This window comes from Mesoflavibacter sp. SCSIO 43206 (assembly GCF_019904215.1).
GTDB classification, from domain to species: Bacteria; Bacteroidota; Bacteroidia; order Flavobacteriales; family Flavobacteriaceae; genus Mesoflavibacter; species Mesoflavibacter zeaxanthinifaciens.
In genome coordinates this window covers 402101-416261 of sequence record NZ_CP063201.1, presented here as the reverse complement: position 1 = coordinate 416261, position 14161 = coordinate 402101, and the positions used below count along the sequence as shown (strand labels likewise).

Genomic DNA, 14161 nt, shown 5'->3' with positions numbered 1-14161 from the left:
GTATTTTTGCAGCATGCAAGAGTTTATAAATAACCTTCCAAAGCTTGCCAAAGATAAGCATAAGGAAAACAAAACCTTTTTTACAAAGCTAAAAAAGAAGCCACCAAAACAATTAGATTATATCATGCAAGAGTTGCATGAAGAAGAATTTGAACGTACAGATTGTTTAGAATGTGCTAATTGTTGTAAAACAACAGGTCCATTATTTACCAATAAGGATGTAGAGCGTATTGCTAAGTATTTTAAAATGAAACCACAACAATTTATCGACACGTATTTGCGTATTGATGAAGATAATGATTATGTATTGCAAAGCGTACCATGTACATTTTTAGGTGCCGATAATTATTGTTCTATTTATGATGTTAGACCCAAAGCTTGTGCTGAGTTTCCGCATACGGATAGAAAAAAGTTTCAGCAAATATCAAATTTAACAATGAAAAATGTAGCCATTTGTCCTGCAGCTTATAATATAGTTGAAGCTATGAAAAAACGTATTAATCTATAACATTTGGTTTTTGTGCATTAATGGTCTAAATTTAATTCTATGAAAAAAAGTGTATTTGCTTTACTATTATGTGTTTTTGTAACTAGCTTTTCCTGGTCGCAAGAATGGTTGACCTCTTTTAAATTTGCTAAAAGATTGGCTTTAATGGAAGATAAGATGATTTTGGCAGTTTGGGAAAACTCTGCAAGTTATGCTTATCCTGTTTTGATAGAAGACAATAAAGGTATTAAGTACGAGGTAAAGCTATTTGAAGATGAAAACGCAAACAAATTAGTTTGGGAATATTTTGTGCCTGTTATAATTAGTGAGAGTAATTATGATGATCTTGCAGCAGAATATTTAACCGATAAAAACTACAAGTATAAAGACCGTTTTAATGATGACTTTTTAAAAGTCATGGATCCAAATGGAAATATAATTAACACAGGTTTTCAAGATGAATACGGTATTTTAAACCTTACTAGACTGATTAGAAGCTATGCATTAAACTTATCATTTTTAAAATCTGAAATGACAGGTTATTTTGAAAACAAGTCATTTTCATCTGCATTTAGACTCGCAGTTAAATATTTAGATTTTGCAACTTATGCTAAAGACGACGTTAAAAAAGACATTGTTAATTTATCTGATATTTATATGAATGAAGCTAAGACATTGTTAGAAAAAAGTAATTTTGATAATAAATCTGCTTTAACTCAAAAAATAGAATTATTAGATTTAAATAAAGATTTAATCTTAGGTAGACATCGAAAAGTTTACCGTGCTTTAAAAAAGACAAATGAGACCAGTATAGATAAAATTAATAAATCACTATATACCTTTTTACAATATGCTTCATTAAAAGGTATAGGTAAAATAGAAGAATCTTTAAAATGGCAAGATCAAGTTTCTCAAAATGATTTGAACAAAATAAAGTTTCTCGTTAAATAAACTTTATTTCATATCTTGTAGTTGGTTATGGAAACACTTTTAAACTACTTTGAGGCTATACCGTCAACACACAGAAGTGCGTTGTTAATTGGAGGTATTACGCTATTTTGGATATTAGAAGGTATGTTGCCACTTTTTAATTTTAAATACAAAAAATGGAGGCATGCATTGCCTAACCTATTCTTTACACTTACAACGGTTATTATCAATTTTGCATTAGCAGGATTATTAATTTTTACTTCCTTTTGGGTGAAAGAAAATAACTTTGGGATCATCAATTGGTTACCAGAAATGCCTTTATGGTTATATGCGCTATTAGGAGTTTTACTTTTAGACTTTTTTGGAGCTTACTTAGCACATTATGTAGAGCATAAAGTAAAACCACTTTGGATGGTACACCTTGTACATCATTCTGATCATAATGTAGATACAACCACAGCAAATAGACATCATCCAATAGAAAGTATTATAAGATTTGCATTTACACTTGCAGGTGTGTTTATAGTTGGTGCGCCAATAGCAATTGTGTTTTTGTATCAGTCAATGTCACTTGTTGCTACACAGTTTACACATGCTAATATCAAAATGTCTAAGCGTGTAGATAAATTAATTAGTTACGTGTTTATTTCACCAGATATGCATAAGATTCATCATCATTATAAATTACCCTATACAGATTCTAACTACGGTAATATTTTTTCTATTTGGGATAGACTTTTTGGTACTTATATGTACATGAACCGAGAAGATATTGTTTATGGTGTAGATACCTTTCCTAATGAAAAAGAAAATGGTAGTCTAATTCATCTTTTAAAACAACCTTTTCATAAATATAGAAAGCCAACAATTGATTAGTTTTTAAATAAATTTTAATTATTTTTTCATTTTGTTGATTTTATCCTAATAAATTAAATAAAACATTACATTTTTATCTGTTTTGCATTAAATTTAATACATAAATTATTGATTATCAGTTAAATTGGTTGTTAGTCGAGTAATTTGTGCTTTTTGACTAATTTCTCATATTTTTAATATTGAAACCAACTTAGTAAGTTTTTTTCAATATACATTTGACTTCCCTTAGCAATTGATTTTTAGCATTACGTTAAAAATATAAAGATGAAATACCTACAAAAAACATTACTATTCGCAGCTTTATTTGCGCTGACTTTTTCTGTAACTGCGCAAGAAAAATTTACGCTTATTCATAAAAATAAAAATAGCTCTGCTTTAGGTTTAAAACATGATTTAAACAAAGTAGGAGATACTATTTTGATGACAAGTGATAAATCAATTCTAAGAGTAAGCTTTTTAAGTCATGCTCAAAAAGAGACCGTTATGGTAGATTTAGATAATAAAAGCGCTAAAATACCATTGCACCACTTAGCAAAAGGAAGGTATACTATTGCTGTGTATAGAGAGGACATGATTATTGTTTTTGATATTGTAAGGCAAAAAGAAATTTTAGCTGTAGACAATTCTGTTACAGATTTAGAAGAAAGTATCTTACGATCTAGCTTATCTCAAGAAGAACAAGAAAAAAGATTCATAAAGCCTTTATCAAAAAGCACTAATAAAGATACGCGTTTAGCAAGTAATAGTAATATAAATACTAAAAATCAGCTATCAGATAAAGAAATTTCTGAACGTGATAGAATAAAAAAAGAAAGAGAAGCGCTTTTAGAAAAAGAAAGAGCAATAGCTAAAGCAAATCTTTTAAAATTACAAGAAGAAAGAGCTGCAAAACAAAAGAAAGAAGAAATAGCAATAGCAGAAGCTAAAAAAGAAGAAGAATTAGCAAAGCAAATAGCTTTAAAACATCAAGAAGAATTAAAGCTAGCTGAAGAGAATCGAAAAAAGCTAAAAGAAGAAGCTGAAAAGAAAAGAATTGCAGAAGCAAGACAAAAAGAAGAAGAAGCAAAAAGAGCAGAAATAGAAGCAGCTAAAAGAGCAACAATGTTAGCTCAATTAGAAAAAAGTAAGCAGGCAAAAGAACAGTCTCTACAAAAATTAGCTAGCAATACAGTAAAACCCAAAAAGGTAAAATATAATTTGACTCTTGTTAATGATAAATCTGTAGATGTTCAGACAAGAGAAGAGTATCGTAGGGAAAACTTAAGGCCAAACGGTAAACCTTATAACGATTAATTATAAATTAAATAGGGTTTTCTTTTAATCAAATAATCTTCTAAGCCACTTTGCCAAGTGGCTTTTATTTTGTCTTCAGTCCAACCTGCTTTAATTTGTTCTTGTAGTTTGTTAGTTCCTGCTAACTTGTCTATAAAATTATTTTTTAAGAAAAAGCTTTCTCTGTTTGTAGTTGTATTATAAGCGTTTATTATAAAGCTTAAATCTATTTTGTCAAGTCTTTTATAATTTCTTAAATCGTAACCGTTACAAACCTTATTTTCATACTTTGGGTATTTTGCGCCATCATTAGATTTTGGTGTAAAAGTAAAGTCTGTTTTAGGTAAATCTGGTGATCCGTAAATTTGAAATTGCATATCTGTACCACGACCAGCGCTAACATTAGTACCTTCAAAAAAACACAAACTAGGATAAAGATTAATTGCTTTTGCATTTGGTAGGTTTGGAGATGGTTTAACAGGTAGATCATACTCTAAATCACGAGTGTAATTATCCATAGGTATAACTGTTAAGTCACATGTAATGTTGTTGTTTAGCCAACCTTCTCCGTTTACCATTTTAGCATATTCACCAATAGTTAATCCGTGAACAATTGGTACAGGATGCATGCCAACAAAACTTTTATATTCAGGTTCTAAAATAGGACCATCAACATAATGCCCATTTGGGTTTGGTCGATCTAAAATAATCACTTTTATGTTGTTTTCAGCACAAGCCTCCATAACATAGTGTAATGTAGAAATGTAAGTGTAAAAACGAGCGCCAACATCTTGAATATCAAAAATAATAACATCAATATCTTTTAACTGATTTGCGGTTGGCTTTTTGTTATTGCCGTATAAAGAAATAATAGGTAAACCAGTTTTAGTATCTATGCCGTCCTTAACAACTTCACCAGCATCTGCTTGACCTCTAAAACCATGTTCTGGTGCAAAAACAGTTGTTACATTAACCCTCATATAATCTTTTAGGTAATCGACTAAATGTTGTGTTACTTTTTTACTTCCCATTGTACTTTCATCTACAACTGCGCGTTGTAAAAAAGTAATTTCAGAAGTTTGATTAGCAACAATTCCAACACGTTTCCCTTTTAATAACGGTAAATATAAATTAGTTCTATTAACACCAAGTACTAAGGGTTTAGATGTCTCAGTTGCAGTGTCAGCTTCAGTTTTAATAACTGTTTTTTCTGCGTGAGTTAAACTTTTTTTTGTTTGATTACCACAAGCAAATAGTGTTAAAACAAATAATAAAACTGTATTTTTACACCAATTAAAAGAAAATATCATATTGAATCTCGAGTTTTTTATAGCTAAACGCATTATTGATAGTAAGGCGTATAAAAGTAGTATTTCGGCGCCAATTATAAAAATAGGAATTTTAGCCATAATCCTAGGTATGATTGTAATGTTAATTGCTATTGCTACTGGTATTGGCTTACAAAAAAAGATTAGAGAAAAAGTAGTTGCTTTTGAAGGTCATGCAGTTATAGAAAGATATGATAACAATAACTCTCAAGAAAGTCAGAACCCAATAACAACAGAGCAAGATTTTTATCCAAAATTTTCAGCAGTTCCAGAAGTAACACATATACAAGCAACAGCAACAAAATCAGGAATAATCAGATTAGAAGACGATTTTGAATATGTAGTTTTAAAAGGCGTTGGTAAAGATTACGACTGGCAATATTTTGAAGAGTTTTTAGTAGAAGGAAAGCTTCCAGATTTTCCTAAAGAAAAATGGAATGACCAAATTCTAATTTCAGAATATTTAGCCAATAGATTACAGTTTAAAGTAGGGGATAAATTCAATACCTATTTCTTAAAAGAAGATACTTCAAGACCACCAAATATTGTAACGTTTCAAATTGTAGGTATATATAATTCAGGATTAAAAGAATTTGATCAACTATATGTTGTTGGCGATATTACACATATACAAAGACTCAATAAATGGGACAATAATCAAGTAGGACGTTTTGAGGTGTTTGTCAAAGATTTTGACCAGTTAGAAACTACCGGAAACTCAATAAGAGAAGAAGTGCCAACCTTACTCAATGCAGTAACCGTAGACCAAATGCATCCTGTAATTTTCGAGTGGATTTCCATTTTTGATAAAAACACATACGCTATTATAGGTATCATGATCTTGGTAGCAGGGATAAATATGATTACCGCATTACTAGTACTAATTTTAGAACGCACACAAATGATAGGCATTTTAAAAGCATTAGGAAGTAGTAATTTAAGCATCCGAAAAATCTTTTTATACAACGCAACCTACTTAATTTTAAAAGGATTATTTTGGGGAAATTTAATAGGTATTAGCCTATTGTTAATTCAAAAATATTTTGGTTTAATTCCGCTTGACCCAAAAACATATTACGTCTCTACTGTTCCAATTTATTTCAATATCGGGTACATTATCGCACTTAACATCGGTACGTTTGTATTATGCTTACTCATGTTAATTATCCCATCGGTAATAGTGTCAAAAATTTCACCGGTAAAAGCCATTCGTTTCGAGTAAATTTTAAACTTTTTTGGGCGTTACCACAAGGGTCGCGCTATCCGTTACTAGTTTTGGCTCGATGCGCGCCTCGCCAAAAGCTAACCACTACTATCGCTAACGTGAAATACAGAGCGTAGTCGAAGTACGGGTAAACACTAATGGTCGTTTTTAACCGCAAGAGTTAGTCCTAAATCAAAATTTATTATCAAAATAATAATGTAATTCCCTGTCAAAATTCAGAAATAATGAATGAAGGAGTGTAGATGCCATGCGTAGCATGAAGCACGAAATTTCGAAAATGAATGGTGCTTTAGCAATTTCCTAATTTTGGTATGATTTTTTGGTTCGTTTTGTATCAAGACAAAATGAACGTAAGGACTTCGTTTAATTCTAAAACAATTCCGTACTTTTGCAACCGCAAAAAATAACAAATGAATTACGCAAATAACATATTAGAAACCATAGGTAACACGCCATTAGTAAAAATAAATAAGCTAACCGAAGCGTTACCATGTTTAGTCCTTTCAAAATACGAAACTTTTAATCCAGGTAACTCTGTAAAAGATCGTATGGCGCTTAAAATGATAGAAGATGCAGAAGCAGACGGACGCTTAAAACCAGGCGGAACTATTATAGAAGGTACTTCTGGTAATACAGGAATGGGATTAGCATTAGCTGCAATTGTAAAAGGTTACAAATGTATTTTTGTAATGGCAGATAAGCAAAGTAAAGAAAAGGTAGATATCTTAAAAGCTGTAGGTGCAGAAGTTGTAGTTTGTCCAACTGCTGTAGAACCAGATGATTCACGTTCTTATTACTCAGTATCCAAAAGATTAAGTACAGAGATAGAAAATAGTTGGTACGTTAACCAATACGATAACCCAAGTAATGCAAAAGCACATTACGAAAGTACAGGTCCAGAAATCTGGCAACAAACCAAAGGTAAAGTAACACACTTTGTTGTTGGTGTTGGTACTGGCGGAACCATTTCTGGAGTTGGAAAATATTTAAAAGAACAAAATCCAAATGTTAAAGTTTGGGGCGTAGATACCTACGGAAGTGTATTTAAAAAATATCACGAAACAGGTGTTTTTGATGAAAACGAAATTTACCCTTACGTAACCGAAGGTATTGGTGAAGATATTTTACCAGAAAATGTAGATTTTAGTATTATCGATGGATTTACAAAAGTAACCGATAAAGATGCAGCAGTTTATACACAAAGACTAGCCAAAGAAGAAGGTATGTTTTTAGGTAATAGTGCAGGAGCAGCTATAAAAGGTGTGTTACAATTAAAAGAACATTTTAAACCAGAAGATGTAGTTGTGGTTTTATTTCATGATCACGGAAGTAGATACGTTGGAAAAATGTTTAATGACGATTGGATGCGCGAAAAAGGTTATATTGAATAAAACCATTCCTGCGAAAGCAGAAATCTTTTTTAAAAAAAATTATCCAAGGACATTAAGACTAAAAGGAGAAATTACAATAACATAGTTGCAAATTAGATATCTCTTTTTCGTTCGATATGACAAAAAAACTCACAGTGGTTAGCTGTGAGTTTTTTTATAAAATATTTTAAGTATTGACAATTAATTCAATACTTAAAATAAATTCGTATTTTCAAAGCATGCAAGAAGACTTTTTACACTACCTCTGGAAATACAAAAAGTTTGAGTCAACTAATCTTCAAACTACTAATGGTGAAGCAGTATCTATCAAAAGTTTTGGAACACATAACCATAATGCTGGACCAGATTTTTTTAATGCACAAATAACAATAGGAGATCAACTGTGGGCAGGAAATGTAGAGATTCATATAAAATCTAGCGACTGGTTTATACATAACCATGAGGTAGATACAAACTATGATAATGTTATTTTACATGTGGTTTGGCAACATGATACAGATGTGTTTAGAAAAGATAATACAGTCATACCTACTTTAGAGCTTAAAAAGTACGTGCATTTATCTGCATTAAATAATTATCAAAAATTATTTAATAGTAAATCCACTTGGATTAATTGCGAAAATGAAATAAATCAAATATCAGATTTTATATTTGACAACTGGTTAGAACGGTTGTTTTTTGATCGTTTAGAACAAAAAGCAAAGGTTATAAATGTTGTATTAGAACAATCTAAAAATAATTGGGAAGCAGTATTATTTAAACTTTTAGCTAAAAATTTTGGTCTAAAAATTAACGGAGAAGCCTTTTTAAGCGTTGCAAACAGTTTTGATTTTTCGGTAGTGATGAAGCAGCAAAACAGTTTTCAAAACTTAGAAGCTTTATTTTTTGGACAAGCAGGTTTGTTAGAAAAAGATATCCAAGACGCTTACTTTTTAAAGTTGAAGAAAGATTATCTGTTTTTATCTCAAAAGTTTGGGTTAAAAAATAGTAATGTCCTACCAATGCAGTTTTTTAGGTTGCGTCCACCTAATTTTCCGACAATTCGTTGGTCGCAATTAGCTAATTTGTATGCACAGCACAAAAATTTATTTTCAAAAATTATAGACTGTAAAACTAAAGAAGATATTTATGATATTTTTAAAATAAGCGCTTCAGAGTATTGGGACACGCATTACACGTTTGGAAAAGTTTCAAAAAAAGTCAGCAAAAAAATCAGTACTTCATTTATAGATTTACTTATCATAAATACAATTGTTCCGCTTAAATTTTGCTACGCAAAACAAAAAGGAAAAGATATAGATGAAGATTTGGTGCATTTATTATCTCAAGTTTCAGCAGAAAAAAATAGTATTATCGATAAATTTGATTCGTTAAATGTAAAAGCAACTTCAGCATTACATAGTCAAGCATTACTTCAGCTTAAAAATGAATATTGTAATAAAAATAAATGTTTACAATGCGCAGTAGGTAATACTTTATTAACCAACTAACTTATATTACAATCATAAGTAATTGTAAAAATAAATATAGAAACAAAGCTTAAAATTAATTAACTTGCGGTATGCAAATATCTTACAAGCCATTATTATATTTTCAAAAAAGAGGTTATCATGTTTGTCAACGTATCGCAGACCGATTAGGTATTCGCGCTAAGGTAGTACGAACTAGTTTTATGTACTTAGCTTTTGTAACTCTAGGTTTTGGGTTTGCATTGTATTTATTCTTAGCGTTTTGGATGCGCGTAAAAGATCTTATTTATACCAAAAGGACTTCAGTCTTTGACCTATAAAAAATTATGACTAACCCAATTATTCAGCTTTTTAGATCAAAAGTTTATACAGCAGTTTTACTATTAGTAATATTATTAATAGTTGGTGTTTTAGGGTTTAAATTCATGTCAGATTATAGTTGGGTAGATGCAATGTACATGACGGTAATTACTATTACCACCGTTGGTTTTGGAGAAGTACAACCTTTAGATGATGTATCAAAAATATTCACAATGTTTTTAATTTTAACAAGTGTGATTATTGTTGGATATGCAATTACTGTTATTACCGAATATATTTTAAGCCGAAATAATATTGAAGAATTAAAACAAAAGAAAATGCAGAAAAAAATTGATGCACTGTCTAATCATATTATTATTTGTGGTTATGGACGAAACGGAAAACAAGCAGCAACTAAATTGCTAGCTTACAATAAGCCTTTTGTTATTATAGAAAAAGATAAAGACATAATAGACAAGTTTCAAGACGAAAATATGTCATTTATTTTAGGAAATGCTAATGAAGATGAGGTTTTGCATCAAGCAGGTATAGATCGTGCTAGTACTTTAATATCAGCACTGCCAAACGATGCCGATAATTTATTTGTTGTACTATCTGCTAGACAAATAAAAAAAGACTTACATATAATTAGTCGTGCATCTCAAGAAACATCTTATGAAAAATTAAAATTGGCAGGAGCTAATAATGTAATCTTACCAGACAGAATAGGAGGAGATCATATGGCATCTTTGGTTGTGGTACCAGATTTAATAGAGTTTATAGATAATCTTGCTATTGTTGGAGAAACAAATATAAATATAGAAGAAATTAAAGCAGAAAAGCTTTATGATGTATCAAAACAAGCAAGAACAATAAAAGATTTAGACCTACGTCACAAAACAGGTTGTACAGTAATTGGTTACAAAGGTGAGCATGGAGAGTATATTGTTAACCCAGAAGCAGACCAAAAGTTATTGCCAAACTCCAAAATAATAGTGTTAGGAAGACCAGAACAAATCAACAAACTAAACACACTATACAAGCTGGATTAACTACTGATTTAACAGCATATGTTTTAAAATTTCATCATTTTTTTGCATATTGCTAACCTTAACTAAACTTATAACTAACAATTTAAAATAATTATGAAGAAATATTTTCTTTCAATTTTTACTTTGATTATACCAATAATCACGTTTGCACAAGAAAGTACTGCAGAAAAATTTGACGCTGTATTTAAAAAATATACAGGCTGGTTTGTAGAAGGTATATTCGCAGAAATACCTTTTACAGATGATATTCAAATTCCGTGGGTTTTATTTGTGCTAGTTGGAGGAGCATTATTCTTTACTATATATTTCAAATTTATCAATATTACTGGGTTTAAAACAGCAGTAAAAGTTGTTCAAGGTAAATACGAAGACATTGAAAAACATGGTGTTGATAAGCTTTACGGGGATCAAACACCAGGAGGAAATGTTTTTGAAACAATAAAAGACGATGGGGCAGATGGAGAAGTTTCTCACTTTCAGGCGTTAACAGCAGCATTGTCTGCTACAGTAGGATTAGGTAATATAGCAGGAGTAGCAGTAGCTTTATCTATAGGTGGACCAGGAGCAACGTTTTGGATGATTGTGGCAGGTCTTTTAGGTATGGCTTCAAAATTTGCAGAATGTACATTAGGTGTAAAGTATAGAGACGTAGGAGAAGATGGAACTGTTTACGGTGGACCAATGTATTATTTATCTAAAGGTTTAAAAGAAAAAGGAGCTGGAGGCGTAGGTAAAGTATTAGCAGCCATCTTTGCCGTTTTTGTTATCGGAGGATCTTTTGGAGGCGGTAATATGTTTCAAGCCAATCAAGCAGCAGCACAGTTTACAAAATTATTTGGTTTAACAGGTGATAATGCAGGTATGTATTTTGGTATAGTAATGGCAGCGTTAGTAGCGGTTGTTATTATTGGAGGAATTAAACGTATTGCTTCTGTTACAGAAAAAGTTGTACCATTTATGGCTGGTATTTATGTGTTAGCAGCATTAATAATTTTATTTGCTAACTTTACTTTAATAGACGATGCTTTTGCTTTAATTTTTGAAGGTGCATTTTCTGGCTTAGGAATAGCAGGTGGTTTAATTGGTGTTATGATACAAGGTGTACGTCGTGGTGCATTTTCTAATGAAGCTGGAGTTGGTTCGGCAGCAATTGCACACTCTGCTGTACGTACAAAATATCCTGCAAGTGAAGGTATTGTTGCTTTATTAGAGCCTTTTGTGGATACAGTAGTAATTTGTACAATGACAGCTTTAGTAATTATCATTACAAACTTTGGAGGTGATTCTTCTGCGGTTAGCGGAACATTTATGCAATACGGTGTAGAGGTAAAAGAAGGTGTAGAAATTACAGCTACAGCATTTGATACGGTAATTCCTCACTTCTCAGTTGTACTTACAATTGCCGTAATTTTATTTGCATTTAGTACAATGATTTCTTGGTCTTACTATGGGATGCAAGGTTGGGCTTACCTTTTTGGAAAAGGAAAAATAACAGATTTAATCTATAAAATATTATTCTTGTTCTTTGTTGTAGTAGGGGCATCAATAAGTTTAGGAGCAGTAATAGACTTTTCGGATGCAATGATTTTTGCAATGGTAGTGCCAAATATTATTGGGGTAGTTATGCTGTCTCCAATGATTAGAAAAGAACTAAGAAAATACATAAATGCTATTAATAAAAAGGAAGATGCATTAGAAGATGGTGCAACAGACTTGGTAGACGAAATGTAAAAAATATATTAAAATGAATTTCAAATCCCATTTCACGTTTTCTAATCAACAACGAAATGGGATTTTTTTATTGTTACTTCTCATTATAATTATTCAGTTGTTTATTCATTTTGGTTCTGAATATGTCTTTAAAACAGAAGTTGTTTCTACACAAAATAATAAGGAGTTACTTGCTTTTATCAACCAAATTGACTCATTAAAAAAGGTTGAAGTTGAAAACCGTAAACCTAAAATTTATCCTTTTAATCCAAATTTTATAACTGATTATAAAGGTTACACTTTAGGAATGTCTCAAGATGAAATTAATAGACTTTTAGAGTTTAGAAAACAGGATCAATGGATTAATTCTACAACACAATTTCAAAAAGTAACTAAAGTTTCAGATTCTTTGTTAAATAAAATTTCTCCCTATTTTAAATTTCCAGATTGGATCACTAATCCAAAACCAAAAAAATATTCGCAAAACTTTTCCGCGAAAGCGAAAGAAAAAACTTCTGAACAAAAAATAGACATTAACATAGCTACTGCTAGTCAGCTTCAAAGAGTTTATGGTGTTGGAGAAGCACTTTCTGCAAGAATCATAAAGTACAGAACTAAAATAAATGGGTTTTATGACTTAGTAGAACTAACAGAAGTTTATGGTTTGTCACCAGAAGTTATAGGCAATATTAAACAACATTTTAATATTAAAACACCAAGATTAGTAAATAAAATACCTCTTAATAAAGCAACACGAGACCAATTGGTTACTATAAAATATATTGACTATGAAGTAGCGTATAGTATAATAGAACAAAGAACACTTCGTGACGGCTTTTCTTCCTTAGAAGATTTGAAAAAAGTTAAAGGTTTTCCGCTTAAAAAATTTGATATAATTAAGTTATCTTTACAGCTCAATTAAAAAAAACTAACAAGCTATGGAGAGTATGTACTTCACTGAAGAGCATCAATTATTTAGAAACAGTTTACGCGATTTTTTACAAAAAGAAGTCGTGCCACATATCGAAAAATGGGAAAAAACAGGAACTATAGAGCGATTTATCTGGAATAAATTTGGAGAAATGGGCTTTTTAGGGATTAGTTATCCTGAAAAGTACGGTGGATTAGATTTAGATATTTTCTATATGATTATCCTTTTAGAAGAGTTACAACGTATAAACTCAGCAGGATTTGCAGCAGCTATCTGGGCGCACGCTTACCTAGCTATGACACATCTTAATGCAGAAGGAAGCGAAGCAATTAAAGAAAAATATCTATCTGCAAGTATTGCTGGAGATATGATTGGTTGTTTATGTATTACAGAACCTTTTGGCGGAAGTGATGTAGCAGGAATGAGAACAACAGCTGTTAAAAAAGGAGAGAATTATGTTATTAATGGTTCTAAAACCTTTATAACTAATGGAGTTTACAGTGATTATTTAATTGTTGCAGCAAAAACAAATCCTGAATTAGGCAATAAAGGCATTAGCATATTTTTAATAGACAGAGATACGCCAGGTGTATCTGCAACCAAATTAGATAAATTAGGTTGGAGAGCATCAGATACTGGAGAGATTGCGTTTGATAATGTAACCATTCCTTCATCAAATTTAATGGGTGAAGAAAATAAAGGCTTCCCATACATTATGCAGCACTTTGCTTTAGAGCGTTTAATTATGGGTGTAAATGCACATGCAAGAACACAATATGCTTTAGAGTATACGTTAGAATACATGTCAAACCGTGAAGCATTTGGTAAGACAATAGATAGATTTCAAGCATTAAGACATAAAATTGCGGATCATTATACAGAGTTAGAATTATGTAAGACGTTTAATTACAATATTGCTTTTAGATTAGATAAAGGAGAATATGTAGTTAAAGAAGCAACAATGTCTAAATTAAAATCCACTAAAGTTGCAGACGATGCTATTTACGATTGTTTACAGTTTTTAGGCGGTTATGGTTATATGGAAGAATATCCTTTAGCAAGATTGTTCCGTGATAGTCGTTTAGGGCCAATTGGAGGTGGAACATCTGAAATATTAAGAGAAATAATAGCCAAAATGGTCATAGACGGTAAAGACTATAAGCCAGCTACAAAGTAAAAAATGTCCCATT

General features: G+C 31.1%; 13 protein-coding genes. 12 read left to right on the top strand and 1 reads right to left on the bottom strand.

Features of this window, described 5'->3' with window-relative positions; translation table 11 throughout:
* Positions 1-13 precede the first annotated feature (13 nt).
* The 4 genes from INR78_RS02120 to INR78_RS02105 all read left to right on the top strand — a co-directional run bounded on the left by INR78_RS02120 (position 14) and on the right by INR78_RS02105 (position 3586).
* Positions 14-508, top strand: coding sequence for a YkgJ family cysteine cluster protein (locus INR78_RS02120; RefSeq protein WP_027880434.1), 495 nt, complete (start codon positions 14-16; stop codon positions 506-508).
* A 39-nt stretch (positions 509-547) separates the two neighbouring features.
* Positions 548-1438 carry a hypothetical protein gene (locus INR78_RS02115; RefSeq protein WP_223077276.1) on the top strand — a complete coding sequence of 297 codons (891 nt, stop codon included), beginning with the start codon at positions 548-550 and terminating at the stop codon, positions 1436-1438.
* A gap of 27 nt (positions 1439-1465) precedes the next feature.
* Positions 1466-2293 carry a sterol desaturase family protein gene (locus INR78_RS02110; RefSeq protein WP_223077275.1) on the top strand — a complete coding sequence of 276 codons (828 nt, stop codon included), beginning with the start codon at positions 1466-1468 and terminating at the stop codon, positions 2291-2293.
* A gap of 264 nt (positions 2294-2557) precedes the next feature.
* Positions 2558-3586: a hypothetical protein gene (locus INR78_RS02105; protein WP_223077274.1), complete on the top strand. Its 1029-nt coding sequence runs from the start codon at positions 2558-2560 to the stop codon at positions 3584-3586.
* Here INR78_RS02105 and INR78_RS02100 read toward each other — a convergent pair.
* A complete protein-coding gene (locus INR78_RS02100) occupies positions 3583-4875 on the bottom strand; it encodes an exo-beta-N-acetylmuramidase NamZ domain-containing protein (protein ID WP_255593103.1) in 1293 nt (430 codons plus the stop codon). The two genes, INR78_RS02105 and INR78_RS02100, sit on opposite strands and share 4 nt — an antisense overlap.
* Before the next feature lies 1 nt (position 4876).
* Between INR78_RS02100 and INR78_RS02095 the strand changes: the two genes are divergently transcribed.
* The 8 genes from INR78_RS02095 (at position 4877) to INR78_RS02060 (ending at position 14148) form a co-directional block, all read left to right on the top strand.
* A complete protein-coding gene (locus INR78_RS02095; RefSeq protein ID WP_223077272.1) occupies positions 4877-6115 on the top strand; it encodes an ABC transporter permease in 1239 nt (412 codons plus the stop codon).
* A gap of 413 nt (positions 6116-6528) precedes the next feature.
* Positions 6529-7509, top strand: a complete 981-nt coding sequence (locus INR78_RS02090; protein WP_223077271.1) for a PLP-dependent cysteine synthase family protein — start codon at positions 6529-6531, stop codon at positions 7507-7509.
* A gap of 218 nt (positions 7510-7727) precedes the next feature.
* The gene (locus tag INR78_RS02085; RefSeq protein WP_223077270.1) at positions 7728-8999 is read left to right on the top strand and encodes a DUF2851 family protein; all 1272 of its coding nucleotides are present in this window, start codon (positions 7728-7730) and stop codon (positions 8997-8999) included.
* 71 nt (positions 9000-9070) lie between these two features.
* On the top strand, positions 9071-9298 hold the full coding sequence (locus INR78_RS02080; protein ID WP_027880442.1) for a PspC domain-containing protein: 228 nt from the start codon (positions 9071-9073) through the stop codon (positions 9296-9298).
* Positions 9299-9304: 6 nt separating this feature from the next.
* Positions 9305-10330, top strand: coding sequence for a TrkA family potassium uptake protein (locus tag INR78_RS02075; RefSeq protein WP_223077269.1), 1026 nt, complete (start codon positions 9305-9307; stop codon positions 10328-10330).
* 93 nt (positions 10331-10423) lie between these two features.
* Positions 10424-12061: a sodium:alanine symporter family protein gene (locus INR78_RS02070; RefSeq protein ID WP_223077268.1), complete on the top strand. Its 1638-nt coding sequence runs from the start codon at positions 10424-10426 to the stop codon at positions 12059-12061.
* A gap of 13 nt (positions 12062-12074) precedes the next feature.
* The gene (locus tag INR78_RS02065) at positions 12075-12962 is read left to right on the top strand and encodes a helix-hairpin-helix domain-containing protein (protein WP_223077267.1); all 888 of its coding nucleotides are present in this window, start codon (positions 12075-12077) and stop codon (positions 12960-12962) included.
* 16 nt (positions 12963-12978) lie between these two features.
* Positions 12979-14148 carry an acyl-CoA dehydrogenase family protein gene (locus tag INR78_RS02060; protein WP_223077266.1) on the top strand — a complete coding sequence of 390 codons (1170 nt, stop codon included), beginning with the start codon at positions 12979-12981 and terminating at the stop codon, positions 14146-14148.
* Positions 14149-14161: the final 13 nt, after the last annotated feature.

Bases quoted from the DNA above. Each gene is read 5' to 3' on its own strand.
- INR78_RS02120 (WP_027880434.1), top strand. From the start codon at position 14: ATGCAAGAGTTTATAAATAACCTTCCAAAGCTTGCCAAAGATAAGCAT.
- INR78_RS02085 (WP_223077270.1), top strand. From the start codon at position 7,728: ATGCAAGAAGACTTTTTACACTACCTCTGGAAATACAAAAAGTTTGAG.
- INR78_RS02065 (WP_223077267.1), top strand. From the start codon at position 12,075: ATGAATTTCAAATCCCATTTCACGTTTTCTAATCAACAACGAAATGGG.
- INR78_RS02090 (WP_223077271.1), top strand. From the start codon at position 6,529: ATGAATTACGCAAATAACATATTAGAAACCATAGGTAACACGCCATTA.
- INR78_RS02115 (WP_223077276.1), top strand. From the start codon at position 548: ATGAAAAAAAGTGTATTTGCTTTACTATTATGTGTTTTTGTAACTAGC.
- INR78_RS02105 (WP_223077274.1), top strand. From the start codon at position 2,558: ATGAAATACCTACAAAAAACATTACTATTCGCAGCTTTATTTGCGCTG.
- INR78_RS02060 (WP_223077266.1), top strand. From the start codon at position 12,979: ATGGAGAGTATGTACTTCACTGAAGAGCATCAATTATTTAGAAACAGT.
- INR78_RS02100 (WP_255593103.1), bottom strand. From the start codon at position 4,875: ATGATATTTTCTTTTAATTGGTGTAAAAATACAGTTTTATTATTTGTT.
- INR78_RS02110 (WP_223077275.1), top strand. From the start codon at position 1,466: ATGGAAACACTTTTAAACTACTTTGAGGCTATACCGTCAACACACAGA.
- INR78_RS02075 (WP_223077269.1), top strand. From the start codon at position 9,305: ATGACTAACCCAATTATTCAGCTTTTTAGATCAAAAGTTTATACAGCA.
- INR78_RS02070 (WP_223077268.1), top strand. From the start codon at position 10,424: ATGAAGAAATATTTTCTTTCAATTTTTACTTTGATTATACCAATAATC.
- INR78_RS02080 (WP_027880442.1), top strand. From the start codon at position 9,071: ATGCAAATATCTTACAAGCCATTATTATATTTTCAAAAAAGAGGTTAT.